This is a genomic window from Acidovorax sp. KPB24-07 (assembly GCF_057543315.1).
On record NZ_BAAJYS010000343.1, the window covers coordinates 1 to 3,540 of the forward strand.

Consider the following 3,540-nt stretch of genomic DNA (forward strand, 5'->3'; position numbering starts at 1 on the left):
CAATCAACACTAGGGCATATCGCTATTAAAACAATAGCAATCGAATCACCGCCTCAAGCCGGGGCCTGGGCCGGCGCCACGGAGGCGCCCTGGATGCCGTGCCGCTCCAGCGCGGCCTGCACGAAGCCGCTGGCCTTGGCCTCCTCCACGAAGGCATGGAGCACGCCCGCCGCGGCCGCGCCCCGGCCCTTGGGCAGCCCCATGGCCTGCTGGATGACCATGAAGCGGCCTGGCAGCAGGCGCAGGCCGCCGCCCAGGCGCTGCGCATCGGCCTGCAGCTGCTGCTTGACGCCCGCGGCCACGTCGGCGCCTTCGGCCAGGAAGGTCTCCACGACGGCGGGCGACGTGGGGGCGCGCACCAGGGTGGCGGCCTTCATCTCGCGGCTCAGATAGAGGTCGTAGGCGCTGCCCTTGCCGACCACCACCCGGTGACCGGGCCGGTCCACGGCCTCGTTGTCGCGCAGCGGCGAGTCCTCGCGCACCAGGTAGCAGCCTTCGATGAGCACGTACGGCGCGGTGAACGCGATGCCGGCGCCGCGCAGCGGGTCCACGGCGAAGAAGCCCACATCGGCCTGCTCCTGCGTGACGGCCTCGACCGATCGGCCGGCCGCATCGAACACGGCGAAGGCGATCGGCACGCCCAGGCGCTCGGCCAGGGCCCGCGCCAGATCGACGGACACGCCGGACGGGTCCGCTCCCGGCGCGCCGGCCTTGGCCAAAATGGGGTTGCCCAGGTTGATGGAGGCGCGCAGCACACCGGTGGGTGCAAAGGCCTGGAGGACGGCGGGATCGATGGACATGCGGCGAAGGACGGGGGGTTGAACGAAGGCCGAGCATCTTCCAGCCGGCGCGCCGTGTAAACCCCCGCGGCCGCCTGGCGGCGCAGCGCGTCAGGTGGCGGCGTCCTGCGGCCAGCGCACGGGCGGCAGGGCCTGCAGCGCGGGCCGGGCCAACAGGTAGCCCTGGAACAGGTCGATGCCCAGGCCGCGCAGGGTGTGCAGCTCGGCATCGGTTTCGACGCCTTCGGCCAGGGCCTGCACGCCCAGGTCATGGCACAGGCCCACGATGCCGCGCACGATGGCTTGCCGCACCGGGTGGCGGTCGACGCCGCGCACCAGGGCCATGTCGATCTTCAGCAGATCGGGCTGGAAGTCGGCCAGCAGGTTCAGGCCCGCGTAGCCCGCGCCGAAATCGTCGATCGCGCTCAGGAAGCCGTGGCGGCGGTAGGCGTGCAGGATGCCCTGCAGGTGCGCCTTGTCCAGCAGGTTCTCGCGCTCGGCGATCTCGAAGATGATGCGCTCGGTGGGAAAGCCGCAGCGCTGCGCGGCCTGCAGCGTGGCGCGGATGCAGGCCTCCGGCTGGTACACGGCGTTGGGCAGGAAGTTGATGCTCAGCCGGCAGGGCATGCCCAGCGCCGCGGCCAGTTCCACGGCCTTCACGCGGCAGGCCTGATCGAAGGCGTAGAGGTTCTGCTCGGTCACCCGATCCAGGATGGTCTGGGCCGAACTGCCGTCCAGCCCCCGCACCAGCGCCTCGTAGGCGTAGACGCTGCGGTCGCGCAGATCGACGATGGGCTGGAACGCCATGGTGAACTCGAAGTCCAGCGCCTGGCCGTCGCGGCAGGCGGCGCAGGCGGCGCAGGCGGCGCAGGCGGGCGAAGATGCGGTGGCCGAAGAGGCGGCGTGGAGGGAGGCGGGCTGATTCATGACAGCGATGGGCCACGGGCAATGGCGGGGCGGCGATCGAGCCGACAGCTTACGCGCATCTTGCGGCACATCGGTCCCGCGCGCGTCCCGTGACCCACCGGGCCGCGAGGGCTTTGGCGCCCGCGCCGCTCCTTCAGGCGGCCTTTGCGCGCACGACTGCGGGGCCCGGCGCACCGCACCGGGCCCCTCGCCGCGCTCTTCTTCTCTCCCCTCTCTCTCTTGGTTCCTGCGGCTGCGCGCCGGCTCTCGGCCGTGTTCGCTCGCTCGCGCTCGTTCACCCGTCACGCCACCACGTGCACCAGTTGCATCATTCCCAGGTCTTCGTGGTCGAGCGCATGGCAGTGCCATACGAACTGGCCATGGAAGTCGGTGAACCGCATGCGGAAGGTGATGCTGCCCATCGGCGGCACCGGCAGCGTGTCGGCCCAGTACGGGTCGACCGGCTCGCCGTTGACCCGGACCACATAGCTGTCGTTGACGTGGATGTGGAACGGGTGCGGGTAGCGGTTGAGGTTCTGGATGGTCCACTCCTCCACCGCGCCCAGCGCCACCGTCTGCGTGGCCGTGAGCGACGACTGGAACGGCGACAGCCGGGCCTGCGGCGAGGCGTCGCCGGACGAGAACACGGTGTCGGTGAAGCCGTCGACGCCGTCCGACAGCGGGATGAACCAGCCCTCCCCCGCCGGAATGGGCTGGGCCAGGCGCTCGCTCGTCTTGGGCAGTACGGCCAGCACCAGGCTGCGCTGCTTGCCGCCATGGGCCGCCAGTTCCTCATCGGTGATGGGCAGGTGCTCGGCATAGCGCGGCAGGCGCGCGGGCTGGGGCAGCGGGGTGGACAGCGGCGTTCCCTCCACCACGATGCGCGCGACGATCTCGTCCTGCGACTCGCTCGACGGCGCCTTGACCGAACGCAGGTAGTACGTGCCGGGCACGTCGCTGGCCTTCACCACGATCGAATGGCGGTTGCCGGGATACAGCGCGTTGCCGGGCCAGTGGGCGTTGTCGAATTGGTCCGAGGTGGCCGCGTTGATGGGCTTGAAACGGCGGTTGAACACGTTGCCGTCCTTGGCATACGCCCAGAGCGTATGGCCGTCCAGCACGGGGTTGAACGGGTAGAACGAAGCCGTGTTGACGAAGTGCCACTGCTGCACCTCGCCCGGCCGCATCACGATGGTGGGCTGGTAGGCGCCGTTGAGCAAAAAAGCCCGACGACGCGGTGCGGATGGAGTCGTAGAACGATTCCGTTTTGCCGTCGTCGGTCAGGTTGACCTTGTGCACGTGGATCGCGCGCTCGCGGATGTCCGGCGTGTCGATGAAGGTGTCCTGGGGGTCGTGAATGAGGATGGCGCCGAACATGCCGCTGGAGACCTGCACGTTGGACGACCCGTGCAGATGGGGGTGGTACCAGTAGATGCCGTTGGTGTGGTCGGCCGGGATGGCCACCTCGTGCTGGCGGCTGGCCCCCGGGAGCACGCCGGCCTCGGCGATGTCCACCACGTAGTCGCCGAACACGCCGGGGCGGATCTCCCGCGGATCGACGTGCAGGCCGTGGAAATGCAGGTTGGTGCTGTTCTGGTGGTTGAGGTAGTCCAGCGAGGACTGGCCCTTCACGTTGGCCGGCAGTTCGTTCACCAGCCGGATGCGCAGCGTGTCGCCGGGCTGCAGGTGCAGCGTGGGCGCCATGTACTGGCCGTTGAAGCTGCGCAGCGCGGTCTGCACCGTGCGGGCCACGCCCGGATAGGCCGGCGGCTGCGATCCCGCGATGCGCAGCGGCTGCGCGCCGTAGCGGGCGAACAGGTCCAGGCTGAGCTGGCCGCCGGACGACGTCAGCGCG

The 3,540-nt window shown here is 69.9% G+C and carries 3 protein-coding genes and 1 pseudogene; all 4 read right to left on the reverse strand.

What is annotated here, in order from left to right:
- Positions 1 to 53: 53 nt before the first annotated feature.
- Positions 54 to 800, reverse strand: coding sequence for a transporter substrate-binding domain-containing protein (locus AC27IQ_RS20560; RefSeq protein WP_487090600.1), 747 nt, complete (start codon positions 798 to 800; stop codon positions 54 to 56).
- Positions 801 to 890: 90 nt separating this feature from the next.
- Positions 891 to 1,706 carry an EAL domain-containing protein gene (locus AC27IQ_RS20565; RefSeq protein ID WP_487090601.1) on the reverse strand — a complete coding sequence of 272 codons (816 nt, stop codon included), beginning with the start codon at positions 1,704 to 1,706 and terminating at the stop codon, positions 891 to 893.
- A gap of 281 nt (positions 1,707 to 1,987) precedes the next feature.
- On the reverse strand, positions 1,988 to 2,905 hold the full coding sequence (locus AC27IQ_RS20570; protein WP_487090602.1) for a multicopper oxidase family protein: 918 nt from the start codon (positions 2,903 to 2,905) through the stop codon (positions 1,988 to 1,990).
- Positions 2,906 to 3,089: 184 nt separating this feature from the next.
- Positions 3,090 to 3,389 (reverse strand): annotated as a pseudogene (locus AC27IQ_RS20575) (multicopper oxidase domain-containing protein); the annotation flags it as partial.
- Between the last annotated feature and the right edge of the window lie 151 nt (positions 3,390 to 3,540).